The sequence below is a fragment of the Streptomyces sp. NPDC059256 genome (assembly GCF_042753785.1).
In the GTDB taxonomy this organism is placed as follows: Bacteria; Actinomycetota; Actinomycetes; order Streptomycetales; family Streptomycetaceae; genus Streptomyces.
Window position 1 is genome coordinate 324446 of the sequence record NZ_JBHYZO010000004.1, and the last position, 16960, is coordinate 341405.

Here is a 16960-nt window from a genome sequence, read left to right on the forward strand (position 1 = left end):
CCGATCCTTCCCCTCGCGCCTCTACATGCCGGATCGTTACTCCGGGCGGCGACACTTCGTTACCTTACCTAATCTTTAACGTTTCCTTGACGCGTAGATCATCATGGCCAACAGGGCCGCAGCCATGGGAAACGCCCAGCCGAGGGGTGCGCATTTCGGATACCGCGTCAGGGGCGCCGCGACGCTGCGCCTATGGTTGCTCCCAGCACTCCTGGACCAGCCTGCGCCTCGAAGGACAGCGATGCCCGCCAACACAACCGCCTCTTCCCCCAAGAAGAAGAAGGGGCGACGCGCCCGCCTGCTCGTGATCCTCTTGGTGCTGGCGTTGCTCGGCGGGATCGGCTACGGCGGTTACTGGGGTGTGAGCGCCGTACGTGCCTCCTTCCCCCAAACCACCGGAACCATCGAGATTCCCGGCCTGAGCGGCCAGGTCGAAGTCAAACGCGACGACTACGGAATTCCGCAGATCTACGCCGACAGCGATAACGACCTCTTCCGCGCCCAGGGGTTCGTGCACGCCCAAGACCGCTTCTGGGAGATGGACGTACGCCGTCATATGACGTCGGGTCGACTCTCCGAGATGTTCGGTTCCGACCTGGTCGAGACCGACTCCTTCCTGCGCACGCTCGGCTTTCGGCAGGTCGCGCAACAGGAGTACGACGAGAAGCTTGAGCCCGACACCAAGAAGTTCCTCAAGTCGTACGCGGACGGTGTGAACGCCTACCTCCAGGGCAAGGGCGGCAAGGACCTCTCCTTCGAGTACGCGGCGCTGGCCTTCACCAACGACTACAAGCCGGAACCGTGGACCCCGGTGGACTCGGTGGCCTGGCTCAAGGCGATGGCCTGGGACCTGCGCGGCAACATGCAGGAGGAGATCGACCGTTCGCTGCTGACCAGTCGGCTCGACGAGAAGCAGATCAAGGACCTCTATCCGCCGTATCGCGTCGAGAACAAGCCGATCATGGAGAACGGCGCCGTCGATCCCGCCACGAAGAAGTTCGACCCGGAGGCGGAGCCGAGGGGCGACATCCGGGAAGACGAGAACGGCGACGAGAACGGCAACGGCAACGGCAACGGCAACGACGGCAACGACGGCACTGACGGCAACGGTGGCGATGTCGGCAACGGCGCACAGTCCGAGGACTCGGGCGACGGCAGCACCGAGGGCACGCTCGGCCATGACGCCGGAGGCACCCCGGCCGAAGGCACCGACGGCGCGCCCGCGGATGCCACGGACGCGACCGAGGGACTGAACTCCCAGCTCGCCGCCGTCTCCGAATCCCTCGACAGCATCCCCGCCCTGCTCGGCCCCAACGGCAACGGGCTCGGCTCCAACTCGTGGGTCGTGTCGGGCAAGTACACGACGACGAACAAGCCCCTGCTGGCCAACGACCCGCACCTGGCGCCCCAGCTGCCCTCGCTCTGGTACCAGATGGGTCTGCACTGCCGGAAGGTCTCCGACGCCTGCACCTTCCAGACCGCGGGCTACACCTTCTCCGGGATGCCCGGGGTGGTCATCGGCCACAACCAGGACATCGCCTGGGGCTTCACCAATCTCGGCGCCGACGTCACCGACCTCTATCTGGAGAAGTTGAGCGGCAACTCGTACCAGGTGGGCGACGAGCAGAAGGAACTGATCACCCGCAAGGAAGTGATCAAGGTGGCCGGCGGTGAGAGCAAGACGATCACCGTGCGCCAGACCGGTCATGGTCCGCTGATCTCGGACCGCAGCAGCGAGTTGGAGAAGGTCGGTCAGAAGGCCCCGGTACCCGACGACGTCCCCGCCCCCGACCGCGCGACCGGCTACGGCATAGCGCTGCGCTGGACGGCGCTGGACGCGGGCAAGTCGATGGACGCGGTGTTCGACCTCAACCGGGCGAAGGACTTCAAGACGTTCCGCGCCGCGGCCAAGGACTTCGAAGTGCCGTCGCAGAACCTCATCTACGCCGACGCCGAAGGCAAGATCGGCTACCAGGCCCCCGGCAAGATCCCGGTACGCAAGAAGGGCGACGGTTCCGTCCCCGCCCTCGGTTGGGACCCGGACTACGACTGGGAGCGGGACCCCGTCCCCTTCGACGAGATGCCGTACGAGGAGGACCCCGAGCGCGGCTACATCGTCACCGCCAACCAGGCCGTCATCGACCCCGACAAGTACAAGTACCTGCTGACCAAGGACTACGGGTACGGTGCGCGCAGCCAGCGGATCAACAACCTGATCGAGTCGAAGATCAAAGACGGCGGCAAGATCTCCACCGAAGACATGCGCACCATGCAGATGGACAACACCAGTGAGATCGCGAAGATCCTCACCCCCTTGCTGCTGAAGATCGACATCTCGGATCCATATGTCCGCGAGGCGCAGAAGCTGCTGGAGACCTGGGACTACAGCCAGGAGCCGGACTCGGCCGCCGCCGCGTACTTCAACGGTGTCTGGCGCCATGTCCTCAAGCTTGCGTTCGGCAACAAGCTGCCCAAGGAGATGCGGGTCGAGGGCGACTGCCTGAGCGTTCGCCCGGCGGACAGCACGGCACCCCTGGACGAGCTGGAGCGGGTCATCGAGTGCGGTCAGCGCGATGCTGACTCGGCCCAGCCGGACGGCGGCGACCGCTGGTTCGAGGTGGTGCGCAAGATCGTGAACGACGAGAAGAACAGCTGGTGGCGCTCGCCCGCGAGCCGCAACGACAAGGCGACCGACACCCGGGACGAGCTGTTCGCCCGGGCCATGGAAGACGCCCGTTGGGAGCTCACGGCGGAGCTGGGCAAGGACATCTCCAGCTGGAGCTGGGGTCGACTGCACCAGTTGACGCTGAAGAACCAGACGCTCGGCACCGATGGCCCCGGCTTCCTCCAGTACCTCCTGAACCGCGGTCCGTGGAACCTCGGTGGCGGTGAGGCGACGGTCAACGCCACCGGCTGGAACGCCGCCGCGGGCTACGAGGTCGTCTGGGTGCCGTCGATGCGGATGGTCGTAAACGTCGGCGACTGGGACAAGTCCCGCTGGATCAACCTCTCCGGTGCCTCCGGGCACGCCTACAGCGCCCACTACACCGATCAGACGGACAAGTGGGCCAATGGGGAACTGCTCGACTGGTCCTTCAGCCCGAATGCGGTGGAGACCAACACGGTCGACACCCTCACCCTCACTCCGAAGGCCGGTCCCTGACGGCAGTGGCGAAGCGTCGCACCCCGTTCGGTGTGACGGCGGCGTCCACGGGGTGGTCGTGCGGTTCCACGGGAACCTGCTCGACCACCTCGTGCGTGTAGAGCAGCACCACCAGCGCGGGCCACACGTCCGCCGACGCAAGTCGGGCCAGTACCCGGTCGTAGGAGCCGCCGCCGCGGCCCAGTCGCATTCCGCGTGCGTCCACGGCCAATCCGGGAAGGAGCACGGCATCCGCCTCCACCACGGCATCCGTGCCGAGTCCCGGTCCGGTGGGCTCCAGCAGCCCGCGTCCGGCGGACACCAGCTCGTCGGGGCCCTGGTACTCGCCCCAGTCGAGGTCGTTGTCGGCCAGCAGGACCGGCAGCAGGACCCGCACCCCCCGCTCCCGCAGCGCGTCGAGCAGCGCCCTGGTGCCGGGCTCGCGTCCGATGGAGACGTACGCGGCGACCGTGGCCGCCCCGGTCAGCTCCGGCAGCCGCAGTGCCTGCTCCGCGAGGAGTTGCGCCGCTGCCCGCGTCTGGTCGGGGGAGAGGGCGGCACGGGCGGCGAGGAGCTTCTGCCGCAGGGCCTTCTTCGTCGCCGACGGCTCCCCATGAACTTCAGGCATATGACTTCCTGTCAGATTCGCGTAAATCTCTCGTATGTCCCTTTATCGTAAGGAAGTTAACCGAAGGCTTATCTTCTGCCCATACTCACCGGATGGTGTGCCGAAAATGAATCAGTCGAAGCCCAGGATCAGCAAGGCGGTCATCCCTGCCGCCGGTCTCGGAACGCGTTTCCTCCCCGCGACCAAGGCCACTCCCAAGGAGATGCTGCCTGTCGTCGACAAGCCCGCGATCCAGTACGTCGTCGAAGAAGCGGTGGCCGCCGGCCTCTCCGACGTACTGATGATCACCGGCCGGAACAAGCGCCCCCTGGAGGACCACTTCGACCGCAACTACGAACTCGAAGAGGCGCTCAGCCGCAAGGGCGACGAGAACCGACTGAAGAAGGTCCAGGAGTCCAGCGACCTGGCCACCATGCACTACGTGCGTCAGGGCAACCCGCGCGGTCTCGGCCATGCCGTCCTGTGCGCCGCCCCGCACGTCGGGGACCAGCCGTTCGCCGTCCTCCTCGGTGACGACCTGATCGACCCCCGCGACCCCCTGCTCTCCCGGATGGTCGAGGTCCAGGAACGGATGGGCGGCAGTGTGATCGCCCTCATGGAGGTCGAGCCCGAACAGATCCACCTCTACGGCTGCGCCGGTGTCGAGGCCACCGCCGAGGGAGACGTCGTCAGGGTGACCGAACTGGTCGAGAAGCCCGATCCTGCCGACGCTCCCAGCAACCTCGCGATCATCGGCCGCTATGTGCTCGACCCCGCGATCTTCGCCATACTGCGCGAGACCAGACCCGGCCGGGGCAACGAGATCCAGCTGACCGACGCCATCGAGAAGCTGGCCGAGGACGAGACGGTGGGCGGCCCGGTGCACGGAGTCGTCTTCAAGGGTCGGCGGTACGACACCGGAGACCGCGGCGACTATCTGCGGGCCATTGTCAGACTCGCATGCGAACGTGAAGACCTGGGACCCGAGTTCCGAAGCTGGTTGCGCAGCTATGTGACCGAGGAGATGTAACGACGGTGAGCAGCACGATCTGGTCGGTGGACGACCACCTGGAGGACATCCTCGGGGCGATCCGCCCGCTCGAACCGATCGAGCTGCACCTGCTGGAGGCGCAGGGCTGCGTCCTCGTCGAGGACATCACGGTTCCCGTGGCCCTGCCGCCCTTCGACAACAGCTCGATGGACGGGTACGCGGTGCGTACGGCGGATGTCGAGCAGGCCACCGAGGAGTTTCCCGCCGTCCTCACCGTCATCGGCGATGTGGCGGCCGGCGGCGGGACGCCGCCCGAGGTGGGACCGGGCCAAGCGGCCCGCATCATGACCGGCGCACCCCTCCCGCCGGGCGCCGAAGCAGTGATTCCGGTCGAGTGGACCGACGGTGGCGCCGGTGGGGGCGCCGTCACGACGATGCTGCCGGCCGAGACCTCACCCGAGGGGGCGGGCGGGGAGGTCCGCATCCACCGGCCGGTCACCGCGGGAGCCCATATCCGCACCCGGGGCAGCGATGTGCGCGCCGGCGATCTGGCGCTCGCCCGGGGCACGGTCCTCGGACCGCCGCAGATTGGCCTGCTCGCCGCGATCGGCCGCGGCACCGTGCGGGTGCGGCCCCGGCCACGCGTCGTGGTGCTGTCCACCGGGAGCGAGTTGGTCCAACCCGGTGAGACGCTCGGCGAAGGCCAGATCTACGACTCCAACAGCTTCTCCCTGGCCGCAGCCGCCCGAGACGCCGGAGCCCTCTCGTACCGCGTCGGGGCCGTCACCGACGACGCCGACGAACTGCGCTCCACCATCGAGGACCAACTGATCCGCGCCGACCTCCTGGTCACCACGGGCGGTGTGAGCGTCGGCGCCTACGACGTGGTCAAGGAAGCCCTCGCCTCCGTGGGGGATGCGGAAGAGCCCGGCAGCGGCATCGACTTCCGTACGCTCGCCATGCAGCCCGGCAAGCCCCAGGGCTTCGGCACGATCGGACCCGAGCACACCCCGCTGCTGGCGCTGCCGGGCAACCCCGTCTCGTCGTACGTCAGCTTCGAACTGTTCGTGCGACCGGCGATCCGGGCCCTGATGGGTCTGGAAGACCTCCATCGGCCCCGTGTGCACGCCACCCTTCACACCGACAGGACGCTGAGTTCACCGACCGGCCGCCGCCAGTTCCTCCGCGGCACCTACGACCCGGTCAAGGGGGTCGTCACCCCTGTGGGCGGTTCGGGGTCCCATCTGGTCGCGGCGCTCGCCCACGCCGACTGCCTGATCGTGCTGGCGGAGACGGTGACGACGGTCGCCTCCGGTGCACAGGTGGAGGTGGTCCTCCTCGGCTGATGTCCGGCCGGGGGAGTAGCGTGTCTGCGCACATGGGCCCCTGCGGCCCCACTCGCCCGAAGGCCCCCGACCGGGAACGGCACCAGCATGAGTAGCCAAGCCAGGCTCACACACATCGACGAGGCGGGTGCGGCCCGTATGGTCGACGTCTCCGAGAAGGAGATCACCGCGCGCACCGCACGCGCCAGCGGCCGGGTGCGGGTGTCGTCCCGCGTGGTGGAACTGTTGCGCGGCGAGGGCGTCCCCAAAGGGGATGCGCTGGCCACCGCCCGTATTGCCGGGATCATGGGGGCCAAGCGGACTCCCGAACTGATCCCGCTCTGCCATCCCCTCGCGGTCTCCGGTGTCACCCTCGACCTCTCCGTCGCCGACGACGCCGTGGAGATCACGGCCACCGTGAAGACCACCGACCGGACCGGCGTCGAGATGGAAGCACTGACCGCCGTGTCCGTGGCCGCCCTCACCGTCGTGGACATGGTGAAGGCCGTCGACAAGTCGGCCGTGATCACCGATGTGCGCGTGGAGGAGAAGACGGGCGGCAAGTCCGGTACCTGGAGCCGATCGTGAGCCGGGTACCCCGCGCCGGCGAGGTGCACAGCCACAGCCATGGGCCGGCAGCCGAAGCCCCCGTCCAGCCTTCCCCCACCCGTCGAGCGCTGGTGATCACCGCCTCCAACCGGGCCGCCCGCGGTGTGTACGACGACACCACCGGCCCCCTGTTGGTCGAGGGCCTCGCAGGGCTCGGCTTCAGCGTCGACGGACCTCGGGTGGTGCCCGACGGCGACCCCGTCCACGAGGCCCTGCGCTCCGCGGTCGCCGAGCGGTACGACGTCGTCCTCACCACGGGCGGCACCGGAATCTCACCGACCGACCGCACCCCCGAGGCGACCCGGTCCGTACTCGACTACGAGATCCCCGGCATCCCCGAGGCCATCCGGGCACACGGCCTGGCCAAGACGCCGACCGCGGCGCTCTCCCGGGGACTCGCCGGTGTGGCGGAGCGAACCCTGATCGTCAATCTGCCCGGCTCGACCGGCGGAGTGCGTGACGGCCTCACCGTCCTGGAACGACTCCTGTCACACGCGGTGGACCAACTCCACGGCGGCGACCACCCCAGACCTGCCGGGAGCCCGAGCTGAACACGTCCTGGCCGGTGGTGCTGGCGGACGGCGATGTGGTCCTCCGCCCGATAAAGCTGCGCGACCAGCGTGCCTGGCGCGAGGTCAACCGGCGCAACCGCGACTGGTTGCGCCCTTGGGAGGCGACCATCCCACCGCCCGTTCCGGGTGCCCCGCTCGCCCAGCGCCCGACCTACCGCCAAATGGTCCGCCATCTGCGCGCCGAGGCGAACTCGGGCCGGATGCTGCCCTTCGTCATCGAGTACCGGGGCCGCCTGGTAGGACAATTGACCGTTGCGGGGATCACCTGGGGCTCGATGTGTTCAGGCCATGTGGGCTACTGGGTGGATCGGGAGGTCGCGGGCCGGGGGGTGATGCCGACGGCCGTCGCCCTCGCCGTCGACCACTGCTTCCTCTCGATCGGTCTGCACCGGATGGAGGTCTGCATCCGTCCGGAGAACAACCCGAGCCGTCGAGTCGTGGAGAAACTCGGATTCCGCGAAGAGGGTTTGCGCCCCCGCTATCTCCATATCGACGGTGCGTGGCGGGACCATCTGGTCTTCGCGTTGACGTCCGAGGAGGTCCCCGACGGGCTGCTGCACCGCTGGCACCGGGCCAGACCGGGCACACCGCGCTAAATGAAATAAATGTTCGAATACACGCGAGGGTGACCATCTTGTGATCTGAACATTCGCAAAAAAGTCCGTGATATCAGCGGGATCGGACGACACACCGGGCCAATTGGCGGATGCCCTTGCAAGAATCCCTCTACGGTGTGACCGTGAGCAGCAGCGGCCTCATCTATGCAGTCATCGTCGGGGCCTGGGCCGCCTATCTGGTGCCGATGTGGCTCCGCAGGCAGGACGAGTTGAACGAAGCTCGTCCGACGGAACGCTTCTCCACCGCCATCCGGCTGCTGTCCGGACGGGGTGCGATGGAGCGCCGGTACGCCAAGGAGCTACGGGAGCGCACGGAGACGCAGCCCCCTTCCGACGTCGACCCGGATGTCGTCACGGATCGATTGAGTTCCGTGGACGTCCGGGCCTTCGCCGCGCCCCGCACGGAGGTGAGGGTGCCCGCCCCGGCCGTCGCCGAGCCGCCCGCGCCGGCTCGGCAGCGCCCGCGCCCCAGCCGTGCCGCAACCGAGCGCGCGCGACGCAGCAAGGTCCTCGCCCGTCGCCGGCGCACCACCGTGATGCTCTTCCTGGCCTTCACCTTCGGTGCCATCGCCGCCGCGGTCGGTGGCCTCGGTCTGCTCTGGGTGCCGGCCGTCCCGGCGGTTCTGCTGAGCGTGTACATCATGTATCTGCGCGCCCAGGAGCGTCGGCGGTTCGTGGTCGTGATGGACCGCCGCCAAGCCGAAGCCGCCGCGGCCCGACTGCGCGACAACCGGCCCCGACGCCAGCAGCCCGTGTCGCCCCCGGCGCGCCATGAGGCCCCCGACGCCCGTGGCCCTCACCATTCCCACAACCCTCATGGCGATGACTCCGCACCGAGCCCCGAGCCGGCCCCGGTCTCTCCCCAGGAGGCCGGCCGCCGCGCGCTCGTGGAGCAGACGGACCATGCGGAATGGGTCGACCAGCAGCGCGATCGAGGCCCGGCGGGCGGCGACAGCTGGGACCCGGTCCCCGTCCCCCTGCCGACGTACGTCACGGCCCCGGTTGCTCCCCGGGCGACCTCCGGAGTCGATATGAACGACCCCGAGACCTGGAGCTCGGCCCGCTCCTCCACGGCCGACCCGACCCCCCTCCCGGACGACCCGGCCAACCGCCACGCCCCACCACCCCGCCGCACCACCCGCGACCGTGGCCGCACCCCGCTCTTCGACCAGTACGCGGACGACGATCGCCCCCGCGCGGCCAACGAATGACGCCACGCACAGCCAGCGAATGACGCGAACGGGACCCTGGTGACCAGCCCGGGAACGGATTTCCAGGCACGCGGACGGGGATGCTAGAGTTTCACTCGTTGCAAGGGCCTGTGGCGCAGTCTGGTAGCGCACCTCGTTCGCATCGAGGGGGTCTGGGGTTCAAATCCCCACAGGTCCACCGCAGCTCAGAGCCTCTGTCGGAGAGATCCGGCAGGGGCTCTTTGGCGTTGTTATGGATGTAGAGCTCCACGTCAGGCCCGGCACCTCACCATGACGGAAGCCCAGGACCAGGGCCTGTCCGGTGGATCGGATTCTGCCGGACAGGCCCTGGGCTCGGAGGGACTCAGCGCTTGAGCGTGAAGGTGAAGTCGCCCGAGAGCTTGCCGCTCAGGCGGACTGTCGACACGAGGTTCCCCTCGGCGATCAGTCTCTCGGCTTCGGCTCGCGACAAGCCGAAGCCCTCCGCGATCAGTCGCACCGGCCGGACAGGAATCCGGGCCGCGAAACGGACCGAGACCTCGATCGCCTCACCCTCTGACTGATGCGGTTGATTCGGCCCGCCGCTGTCGAGGTGCCAGGTGTTGTCCCAGTCGAGGGCGATGCGATTGCGGCGCCGTACGAGCGGGTCCTGGAGCAGTTCAGCCGCGAGGCCGAGGTCGTTGCCGTGGAGCAGGTTCAGGAGCTCTGGTCGTACGGAACGCACGTTCATCCGCTCCAGGACCGTGAGCTTGGTGGTGTCCCCGCACTTGGTGCACAGCGCGAGGAGCCAGGCGTCAAGGAGCTTGTGGTTCGCATTGACACGGAATTTGCCGTTCGCTCGGAAGCGCCCTGAGGCGCACCGGTGGCAACGGCGGAGAACGATGGGCAGGCAGGTGGGTACAACCACCCAGGTTTTGGACACAGAAACACACCGGTTCCAGTGAGAAGACCGCAGCGAAAAGGAGCACGGCGCACAGGTGCGACGCGCGACGGTTCAGCGCTCGGGGGGTCTCACTTGGTGTACAACGGCACGTCCTTGACAGGGCGACTGCGGGCGGGAGCACGGTAGCGGCACCCGGGGGCACGGCTCCACTGTTTTTTGCGCCGCCCATGCCGAACGACTCGTCAACACCCGTGCCTGGGGACCCTGGTGGGACGTTGTGTGTGGGCTGGCCCGTGGGTGGGCGATGTGGTGTTGTGCGATGGGCGACGTTCGGCGTTGAAGCGGCGCCGTCAGTTGCCCGATACGGCCTGACGGTCCTTCAAGGCGCGAGCCAACCGCAGGACCGTTCGCGGGTCAGCTCGTAGACGGTGGTTCATGAGTTCCGTCCGATCGTCTCGATCGGACGGGATCTCGCCGTTTCGGGGGCTGTTCGGGGCAGGTGTCCGCATGGGGTGGGCTTGCCCGGGACCGGACAACACCGTGGCAGCCCCGTACACGCCTGCTGGCGCGGCTGCCGCGAGCCGTCGTACTCGTCATCCGTGGCCTCGGCCCTCCTGGCAAAACTCCGTCCCCCCTGAGGAATGAGTCATGGCAGGCTGGAAGTCGTCAGGTGCACCGGCTTCATCTGGGGTGCGTCGTACGGGGGAGGAAACGTTGTCATTCGAAGAGGAATGGGCAGAATCAAAGGCGGTTGCCGCCGCTGCTCGTCAAGAGAGCCTGGTTCGAATGAGGTTGAACCGGGCGCCGGTGGAGGGCCGTTCCAGCAGGGGCGCCTCCGGTGATGGATATATGGCCAATGCCGAGTCCATCGACGGTAGTTCGCATCTGCTGATGGAGATTGCGGGTCTGCTCTACGAAGGTCGGATGGACGGTGAGAACGCGACGATGTGTCGTGCCCCGCGTGCACACGCCGATGTTGCGTCGAACGTCGACACCTTCGCCAGGTTCGCCAAGGACCAGTACAGCGACATGGTTGTACTCCTCGCCTCGCTGTCCACCAAGCTCAAGTCGTCGAGCGAGGACTACACGGCCGTTGACCAGGGCATCCAGGGGCAGATGAACGCGATGCTCGACTGCGGGCGTTACGTCGCTCCGAAGGACCGGTGAGCGAGGGTGGCCTACCGTGCGGACGTCGAATTCCTCGAAGACGCCAATCCGACCCTCATCGACCGCAATGCCGCCGAGTTCAGGCGACTCCACACCTTGATCGAGTCGACCGACAACGCCTTTCGGAAGGCGACCGGGGTGGAGTGGGAGAGCGAAGCCCGTGATCTGTACATCAAGCGGCTGAAGGAGAGCAAGGGCCTCGCGGATGCCCTGTCGGAGGCGTTCCGCAAGGCGTCGTCAGCCCTCGGCCTGTACGCAGACGCGGTGACCACCGCCAAGGGTCACTACACGAGTGGCAAGACCTCTGAGGGAAGGCTCTCCGAGGTGATGTCCCGTGAGGCCACGGCGATCACCTCGACCGCGCGGGCCGCGGAGCCGCTGCGTCAGTGGGAGGACCTGCGGGGCACGACCGGAGTGGGTGACTTCTTCGCGGAGTTGACCGTCGACCTCGATGCGATCAAGGAGGAGGCCGAGCGGTACTACAACCAGACAAAGGACCACTACAGCGACGCCCTGCGCGTCGAGTCCGAGGCGAGGGAGAAGTGCGTCGCGGACCTCAAGGCCGCGTACAAGTCGATCCCCGACTACCAGGGCACCATCGCGGACCCGGAGAAGTTCCTGAGGGGTCTTGGACCCCTGAGCGCGGAGGCGCGGGAGGCACGTGACAACCCGCACGTCCGACTGCCGGGGGCGGGCCCCAAGGTCGACGCGATCCCGACGGTCGGTGACAAGGTGGTGATCTCCGAGACGCTGATGCGCATCGCGAACCGGGTGGACGGCCTACCGGCTGGCCAGGGAAACAACTACTGGCTCTGGTCCACCTCCGATGAGGACCGCCGTGGCTATATCACCGCCAACAAGGAGCTGATCAGGGCCGCCGCCGCTGACTCGGGCCTGCCGCCCGAGATGGTCGCGGGCATCGCGTGGCAGGAGGTGGCGGGTGACCCCGGTTGGCTCGACGACGCCGCCTACGAGGGACGTAAGATCCTTCCGGGCAGCGAGGACCCGGACAGGACCTCACTGGGTCCCATGGCCATCCAGGTCCGCCGGGCCGCCGAGGTGCTCGGGTACGACCCGCACAATCTCACCGACCTCCAGCGCGATGCGGTGTTGGACGCGGTGAAGGACTCCGCGAAGAACACCTTCATCGCGTCGGAGTACCTGGCCCAACTCAAGGCCGAGAGTAGTTTCGCCGATGTGCCGCCCGAGCAGATGACCCGCGCTCAGATGCAGGAACTCGCCGCGCGCTACAACGGCGGGCCCTATTACGAAAGTGACGACGCCCAGGCGTACGGTCGGGGCTTCGACCGGAAGCTGGACCAGGCGAAGGAGGCGCTGCAATGAGTGCGAGTACGGGCCCGGTGGCCGGTGTGGGGGAGCGGCGGCAGCCGGGGGCCGCCGGTCGGGTGGGGACCGCCGTCTGTGCTGTCGTCGTCATCGTCGGGCATCTGGTGACGGGCTTCGTCGCGCTCACCGCGTACATGGTGGAGCCGAACGGCCCCTGGGACAAGCAGGCGATCACCAACTCCGGTATCGCCGCGGGCATCGCGCTGGCCCTCACCGTGGTGACGGCGCTGCTCACCTGGCTGTTCGTGAAGGCCGCCTGGCTGCGCAGCTGGTGGTTCGCGCTACCGGCCGTGCTCGCTGTCGCCGCGATCCTGCGTCTGACGCTCCTCGCCCCCGAGCTCTGACCGAGGCCGTGGCCCCCGCCCTCCAGAACGGTGTCCCGTTCGTGCTGCGGGTGGCTGGTCCTCGCGCACTGTCCTGCCGGGATGAACAGGGCATCCGGCCGTCCGGTGCGTACTCGCTCATGTTCGGCGGGAGCAAGGTGTTCGACAGGGTGCGTCGGCAGGCCCGGCAGTGGTCGTTGAGCGAACCGGCAGGGTCGACCGTGCGGCACGCCACGGGACCGTAAAGGCTTCGCCGCACGTGTGTCCGTACGGCATCGTTCCTCCTTGTGCCCGAAGCCGTGCCATGGGGGGCAACGGCCGGGAGTGAGCAGTCCGGGGGGACCGATGCACACACCCAAGCGTCCGCACTCACATCCTGAGAGACCCGATTCGAGCGATCGCGCTGGGCATGGGACGGCTGGCGAGGCGTCGTACGAACCGGGAACGGTCGATCAGCCAGGCGATCAGCGCGAGGATCGGTCGGTCGATCAGCAGGGTGCGTCCCAAGTGGCTTCCACAGATGATGCGTTACGCCCCACGCGCGGGCGAGGCGTGGTCGAGGGGGCGTTCGCACTGTTGGAGGCGTTGCGCCGGCACGCCCTCGGTGCGGGGGTCACCGAACTCGCGCTGGAGTGCCAGGTGCCCAAGAGCACCGCCCACCGGCTGCTGGACCAACTGATCGCCGTGGGAGCGGTCGAACGGCACGGGGACCGCTATCGCGTTGGCAGCCAGCTCTACCGCATCGGCCATGCCTGGCAGCCGCACCCCGGACTTCGGTTGGCAGCCCGGCTGCCGCTGCACCGGTTGCGGGCGACGACCGGGGCGAGTGCCGTGTTGACCGTCCTGCGCGATGACCTCGCGCTGACGGTCAGTTCCGTACCGGGCGAGGTGGAGCCGCTGGTGCCGGTGCGGGACGGGATGAGCTTTCCCTTGGACACGGCGGCCGGTCGGGCGCTGCGCGGTCCCGTACGGGCCCAGGCGGCGCTGGATCGGGAGGACGTGGTGCCCGGGGTGTGTTGTGCGGCGTTGCCGGTGCGTTCGCCCGAGGGCCGCACGGTGGCGGCGCTGGCCGCGATGGTGCCGGTGGGACGGCGGCTTGAGGTGGTGACCCAGGCGGTTGCCGAGGCCGGTGCGGCGATCACCCGTGGTCTGGCCCTGGGGGTGGGGGCGTCGGTGGAACTGCCTCCCGTACTGCTGCACTGAGCACCGTCCCATTGAGTGGAACGCGCGTAGAACGCGGTCGCGCGGGCCGGCAGAGTTGGGGGTGTGCCGGGGGAACGGCACTTCGCCCGGCCGGTTGCGGCAGGGCTGACACACCGTCAGCGCACATCAGTGATGTGACACCACCAAGGGGGAACCACCCATGCGTATGACCAGGACCGCCCGGATGACCGCCGCCGCCCTGCTGACCCTCGGCACGTTCGGCAGCATGGCCGGTACGGCCCAGGCCAACCCCATCGACCAGGTGCGGATCGAATTGGTCGGTCTGACCTGTCACACCAACAGCGAGGGCGGCCACGACGAGGCGTACCTCAACATCACGGACAGCAACAGCAACCATGTGAAGGTGTGGCCCGGAGGCGTCAGCTACCAGACCATGGGCAAGAACTACTGGCGTTCCCTTGAGGACGGCAATGGCAATGCCGCCCTGGTCTTCGGCAAGAACGAGTCCCGCACGCTCACCCTCTGGGACTACGACTCGACCAGCGGCAACGACAAGCTCGGCTCCACCCTGGTGCGTGGCAACGAGTTCAACAACGAGATCCAGTACCGCTCGCTGGAGGGCTCCGGCGGTGTCTACACCATCGCCTACCGGGTGATCGACATCTGATCGATCTCCCCGACCGCCCGGACTGCGCCGCGCCGGCAGGCGCAGTCCCGGGCGGGTGCGTCCACCGGCCCGTGCGACAGGCGGCCTGATGGCGAACCGGGCTAGGTCAGCTGCTTGACGAAGCAGCGACTGCCCTCGTACTCGCGGTAGTGGCCGAACTTCTTCTCCGCATCGCCGTACCCGCTGGACGCGTAGAGGGCTATCGCCTCCGGCTGCTTGTCGCCGGTCTCCAGCACCATGCGGGTGCGGCCCGCCGCCCGGGCGTCCGCCTCCAGTGCGGCGAGCATGATCCGGGCGAGTCCCCGGCCGCGTGCCTCGGCCACGACGTACATCCGCTTGAGCTCGGCGTCGCCGTCCTCGTACCCCTCGTCCTCTCCGTCGCCCTGGCTCCGGGCGCGCCAGCCGCCGGTCGCCACCGGGTGGCCTTCGCTGTCGTACGCGATGAGATACAGGCCACACGGCGGCTCGAACATCGAGGCGTCGAGCGGGGTCTCGTCGCCATCGCCGTCTCCGTAGCGCTGGATGTATTCCAGCTGGACCTGGTCGTTGAGCTTGACGGCATCGGGGTGGTCATACCGGACCGAACGTACATCCATGCAGGTGATCGTACGTCTTGGGGGAGTACGGGCTCAGTGGCGTGGATGGGTAGGGTGCCTGGGTGTGCACCGTGGGCGTTCCGCAGCGCGGTAGCAGCCCCCGCCGCCCGTGAACCCGAGGAGCCCGGTGTGCTCACCGTGACGTCCGTGAACGTAAATGGCCTCCGGGCCGCCGCGAAGAAGGGTTTCGTGCCCTGGCTGGCGGCGACCGAGGCCGATGTGATCTGCCTCCAGGAGGTGCGGGCCGAGCCCGAGCAGCTCCCGGAGGGCGTACGGCAACCGGACGGCTGGCACACGGCCCATGCACCCGCCGGCGCCAAGGGCCGTGCGGGCGTCTCGCTGTACACCCGGCGCGAGCCGGACGAGGTGCGCATCGGATTCGGCTCGCAGGAGTTCGACGGCAGCGGGCGCTACATCGAGGCGGACCTGCCGGGCGTGACCGTCGCGAGCCTCTATCTGCCCTCCGGTGAGGTGGGCACGGAGCGGCAGGACGAGAAGATGCGGTTCCTGGGCGAGTTCCTGCCGTATCTCCATGAGCTCAGGGCCCGGGCAGCGCACGACGGGCGCGAGGTCGTCGTCTGCGGTGACTGGAACATCGCCCACCGTGAGACCGACCTCAAGAACTGGCGCGGAAACAGGAAGAACTCCGGCTTCCTCCCCGAGGAGCGCCAGTGGCTCTCCGAGGTCTATGCGCAGGGCGCGTACGTGGATGTCGTCCGAGCCCTCCATCCGGATCAGGAAGGCCCTTACACCTGGTGGTCCTACCGGGGGCGCGCCTTCGACAACGACTCCGGCTGGCGCATCGACCTCCAGGTGGCCACCGAGCGGTTGGCCGCGCTGGCGGTGAAGGCGTTCGTGGAGCGGGCGGAGACCCATGAGGAGCGCTGGTCGGACCATGCTCCGGTGACCGTCGTCTACGACCTGCTGTGATCGCTCGCAGGCGGGCCCTCCGTGGCGGGGTCGCCCTCGGGCATCTCGCCGCCCGGTCGTAGCCTGCGGTCCAGCGCCATCGACAGTTCGGCGTCCACCACGCTCTTCGCCAGTGGACGCAGGGCCTGTGCGCCGCCCGCCACCGGATGCTCCCGCACCACTTCCAGGAAGAGGTCCGCGAGGGCGTCGGCGTGGGCCCGTACGCGTTGTCCGGCATCCAGGACGGCTGCCAGCGGTACGCCCTGACGCACCAGCGCGGCCGAGACGTCCAGGAGCCGGCGGCTGATGTGGACGAGTTCGCCACCGTCCACGGCGAGGTAGCCCAGGGCCAGCGCGCTCGCCAGGTTCTCCGGGGTGACTTCCCCCTCGAAGTGGTCGGCCAGTTCCTCCGGTGTGAGCCGTACGGGTGTTTCCTCCGTCGGCTCGGTCAGGCCCAGCGCGGCCCCGACGTCCCGGCCGCTTTCGAACGCCTTGGCCAGATCGGCGATCCCGTTCAGGGTGTGTCCGCGCTCCAAAAGTGCGGTGATGGTGCGCAGTCGGGCTAGGTGCTGCTCCCCGTACCAGGCGATTCGTCCTGCACGGCGGGGCGGTGGCAGCAGTCCGCGCTCTCGGTAGAAGCGCAGGGTGCGCACCGTGATACCGGCCCTTTCGGCCAGTTCTTCCATGCGGTACTCGCGTCCTTCTGCCACGGGGGAAGCCTAGGCTGTTCGCGGCCGGCAACTCCTCCTGCCCTACCCCTACCGCTCGGTAGGCAGGCTGCCCTACGCTCCAATCGTGCCAGTGATTACTGGCAGAGTCAGCGGTGTTCAGTTGTGGCGTTCAGTGGGAGG

18 protein-coding genes and 1 tRNA gene are annotated in these 16960 nt (G+C 68.1%); 14 read left to right on the forward strand and 5 right to left on the reverse strand.

Features of this window, described 5'->3' with window-relative positions:
• The first annotated feature begins 241 nt into the window (after positions 1–241).
• Complete coding sequence (locus tag ACFXJL_RS12895) at positions 242–3163, forward strand: penicillin acylase family protein (protein ID WP_384691803.1); 2922 nt, start codon at positions 242–244, stop codon at positions 3161–3163.
• Here ACFXJL_RS12895 and ACFXJL_RS12900 read toward each other — a convergent pair.
• Complete coding sequence (locus ACFXJL_RS12900; protein WP_384691805.1) at positions 3141–3770, reverse strand: 5-formyltetrahydrofolate cyclo-ligase; 630 nt, start codon at positions 3768–3770, stop codon at positions 3141–3143. The two genes, ACFXJL_RS12895 and ACFXJL_RS12900, sit on opposite strands and share 23 nt — an antisense overlap.
• A gap of 106 nt (positions 3771–3876) precedes the next feature.
• On the opposite strand from ACFXJL_RS12900, the gene galU reads away from it, so the two are divergent.
• From galU to ACFXJL_RS12935, 7 genes are all read left to right on the forward strand, one after another.
• The gene (galU, locus tag ACFXJL_RS12905) at positions 3877–4779 is read left to right on the forward strand and encodes a UTP--glucose-1-phosphate uridylyltransferase GalU (RefSeq protein WP_358877224.1); all 903 of its coding nucleotides are present in this window, start codon (positions 3877–3879) and stop codon (positions 4777–4779) included.
• A gap of 5 nt (positions 4780–4784) precedes the next feature.
• Positions 4785–6086, forward strand: coding sequence for a gephyrin-like molybdotransferase Glp (gene glp / locus ACFXJL_RS12910; protein ID WP_384691808.1), 1302 nt, complete (start codon positions 4785–4787; stop codon positions 6084–6086).
• An 87-nt stretch (positions 6087–6173) separates the two neighbouring features.
• Entirely contained in the window at positions 6174–6653 is a 480-nt protein-coding gene (moaC, locus tag ACFXJL_RS12915; protein WP_358877226.1) for a cyclic pyranopterin monophosphate synthase MoaC, read from the forward strand.
• A 23-nt stretch (positions 6654–6676) separates the two neighbouring features.
• On the forward strand, positions 6677–7225 hold the full coding sequence (locus ACFXJL_RS12920; protein ID WP_358877332.1) for a MogA/MoaB family molybdenum cofactor biosynthesis protein: 549 nt from the start codon (positions 6677–6679) through the stop codon (positions 7223–7225).
• A gap of 14 nt (positions 7226–7239) precedes the next feature.
• Positions 7240–7842, forward strand: coding sequence for a GNAT family protein (locus ACFXJL_RS12925; protein ID WP_358877227.1), 603 nt, complete (start codon positions 7240–7242; stop codon positions 7840–7842).
• Positions 7843–7985: 143 nt separating this feature from the next.
• Positions 7986–9074: a hypothetical protein gene (locus ACFXJL_RS12930; RefSeq protein ID WP_384691813.1), complete on the forward strand. Its 1089-nt coding sequence runs from the start codon at positions 7986–7988 to the stop codon at positions 9072–9074.
• A gap of 104 nt (positions 9075–9178) precedes the next feature.
• A tRNA-Ala gene (locus ACFXJL_RS12935) sits at positions 9179–9252 on the forward strand.
• Between the two features lie 165 nt (positions 9253–9417).
• Here ACFXJL_RS12935 and ACFXJL_RS12940 read toward each other — a convergent pair.
• Positions 9418–9975, reverse strand: coding sequence for a DUF1062 domain-containing protein (locus ACFXJL_RS12940; RefSeq protein WP_384635763.1), 558 nt, complete (start codon positions 9973–9975; stop codon positions 9418–9420).
• Positions 9976–10722: 747 nt separating this feature from the next.
• Between ACFXJL_RS12940 and ACFXJL_RS12945 the strand changes: the two genes are divergently transcribed.
• Genes ACFXJL_RS12945 through ACFXJL_RS12955 form a run of 3 tightly spaced genes read left to right on the forward strand, consistent with a single transcriptional unit; the run spans position 10723 to position 12794 of the window.
• Positions 10723–11103 carry a hypothetical protein gene (locus ACFXJL_RS12945; RefSeq protein ID WP_384635766.1) on the forward strand — a complete coding sequence of 127 codons (381 nt, stop codon included), beginning with the start codon at positions 10723–10725 and terminating at the stop codon, positions 11101–11103.
• Between the two features lie 6 nt (positions 11104–11109).
• A complete protein-coding gene (locus ACFXJL_RS12950; RefSeq protein WP_384691816.1) occupies positions 11110–12447 on the forward strand; it encodes a hypothetical protein in 1338 nt (445 codons plus the stop codon).
• Entirely contained in the window at positions 12444–12794 is a 351-nt protein-coding gene (locus tag ACFXJL_RS12955; protein ID WP_384691819.1) for a hypothetical protein, read from the forward strand. Before ACFXJL_RS12950 ends, ACFXJL_RS12955 begins: the two co-directional genes overlap by 4 nt.
• A 348-nt stretch (positions 12795–13142) precedes the next feature.
• Here ACFXJL_RS12955 and ACFXJL_RS12960 read toward each other — a convergent pair whose 3' ends face one another.
• Positions 13143–13280 carry a hypothetical protein gene (locus tag ACFXJL_RS12960; protein ID WP_384635774.1) on the reverse strand — a complete coding sequence of 46 codons (138 nt, stop codon included), beginning with the start codon at positions 13278–13280 and terminating at the stop codon, positions 13143–13145.
• On the opposite strand from ACFXJL_RS12960, the gene ACFXJL_RS12965 reads away from it, so the two are divergent.
• Complete coding sequence (locus tag ACFXJL_RS12965; protein WP_358877242.1) at positions 13281–13976, forward strand: helix-turn-helix domain-containing protein; 696 nt, start codon at positions 13281–13283, stop codon at positions 13974–13976.
• Between the two features lie 160 nt (positions 13977–14136).
• A complete protein-coding gene (locus ACFXJL_RS12970; protein ID WP_384691824.1) occupies positions 14137–14604 on the forward strand; it encodes a hypothetical protein in 468 nt (155 codons plus the stop codon).
• Positions 14605–14705: 101 nt separating this feature from the next.
• Here ACFXJL_RS12970 and ACFXJL_RS12975 read toward each other — a convergent pair whose 3' ends face one another.
• Positions 14706–15200, reverse strand: coding sequence for a GNAT family N-acetyltransferase (locus tag ACFXJL_RS12975; protein WP_358877244.1), 495 nt, complete (start codon positions 15198–15200; stop codon positions 14706–14708).
• 129 nt (positions 15201–15329) lie between these two features.
• On the opposite strand from ACFXJL_RS12975, the gene ACFXJL_RS12980 reads away from it, so the two are divergent.
• A complete protein-coding gene (locus ACFXJL_RS12980; protein WP_358877245.1) occupies positions 15330–16130 on the forward strand; it encodes an exodeoxyribonuclease III in 801 nt (266 codons plus the stop codon).
• Here ACFXJL_RS12980 and ACFXJL_RS12985 read toward each other — a convergent pair.
• A complete protein-coding gene (locus tag ACFXJL_RS12985; RefSeq protein WP_384635913.1) occupies positions 16115–16795 on the reverse strand; it encodes a MerR family transcriptional regulator in 681 nt (226 codons plus the stop codon). The genes ACFXJL_RS12980 and ACFXJL_RS12985 overlap by 16 nt on opposite strands.
• Positions 16796–16960: the final 165 nt, after the last annotated feature.

Excerpts from the sequence above, each read along its gene's own strand:
- ACFXJL_RS12955 (WP_384691819.1), top strand. The coding sequence starts at position 12,444 with ATGAGTGCGAGTACGGGCCCGGTGGCCGGTGTGGGGGAGCGGCGGCAG.
- galU (WP_358877224.1), top strand. The coding sequence starts at position 3,877 with ATGAATCAGTCGAAGCCCAGGATCAGCAAGGCGGTCATCCCTGCCGCC.
- ACFXJL_RS12985 (WP_384635913.1), bottom strand. The coding sequence starts at position 16,795 with ATGGAAGAACTGGCCGAAAGGGCCGGTATCACGGTGCGCACCCTGCGC.
- ACFXJL_RS12895 (WP_384691803.1), top strand. The coding sequence starts at position 242 with ATGCCCGCCAACACAACCGCCTCTTCCCCCAAGAAGAAGAAGGGGCGA.
- moaC (WP_358877226.1), top strand. The coding sequence starts at position 6,174 with ATGAGTAGCCAAGCCAGGCTCACACACATCGACGAGGCGGGTGCGGCC.
- ACFXJL_RS12975 (WP_358877244.1), bottom strand. The coding sequence starts at position 15,200 with ATGGATGTACGTTCGGTCCGGTATGACCACCCCGATGCCGTCAAGCTC.
- ACFXJL_RS12970 (WP_384691824.1), top strand. The coding sequence starts at position 14,137 with ATGCGTATGACCAGGACCGCCCGGATGACCGCCGCCGCCCTGCTGACC.
- ACFXJL_RS12900 (WP_384691805.1), bottom strand. The coding sequence starts at position 3,770 with ATGCCTGAAGTTCATGGGGAGCCGTCGGCGACGAAGAAGGCCCTGCGG.
- ACFXJL_RS12945 (WP_384635766.1), top strand. The coding sequence starts at position 10,723 with ATGAGGTTGAACCGGGCGCCGGTGGAGGGCCGTTCCAGCAGGGGCGCC.